This is a genomic window from Corynebacterium tuberculostearicum (genome assembly GCF_032821615.1).
GTDB classification, from domain to species: domain Bacteria; phylum Actinomycetota; class Actinomycetes; order Mycobacteriales; family Mycobacteriaceae; genus Corynebacterium; species Corynebacterium tuberculostearicum_H.
Window position 1 is genome coordinate 1 of sequence record NZ_JAVBIF010000061.1, and the last position, 590, is coordinate 590.

Here is a 590-nt window from a genome sequence, read left to right on the forward strand (position 1 = left end):
CGACTATCTGGCGAAAATGATCGTGCTGCATTTTACGATGGCGTTGACCGAAAGATTCATCAGATTTGGAAAGACTCCGATGAGGTTTATGGTGCTCCGCGGATCACCGCAGAACTTACCGAGCGCTACCAGATCACCCTGAATCGCAAGACTGTGGCTAAGCGGATGCGCATGATGGGCATTGAAGGGATTTCACCGCGTGCCTTTGTCCCGGTGACAACGATTCAATCCAAGCGTAAGTCAGCTCTTCCTGACCTGGTCAAGCGCATGTTTGATACTGGTGAGCTCAACCGAGTGTGGATGTCGGATATTACCTACCTACGCACCAGCGAGGGATGGTTGTACTTGTGTGCGGTCCGCGACGGCCATTCCCGCAGGGTGCTGGGATGGGCAATGGATAGCGTTCAAGATACATGCCTGGTCGAACGGGCCCTGCGGATGGCACATACACTGCGCGGGGACGTTCCTAATGGGCTGGTGTTCCACGCTGACCGCGGAACGCAATTTACCAGCGAGAAGCTCTGGGAAGTCTGCCATAACCTGGGCATTGCTCAGTCTGTGGGGCGTACTGGTGTGTGCTTTGATAACGC

Annotated in this window: 1 protein-coding gene; it reads left to right on the top strand. The window is 54.7% G+C overall.

The genetic code is table 11. The features are described from left to right. A partial coding sequence (locus RAE09_RS11880; protein WP_316981775.1) for an IS3 family transposase occupies window positions 1-590 on the top strand: 590 nt, incomplete at both ends.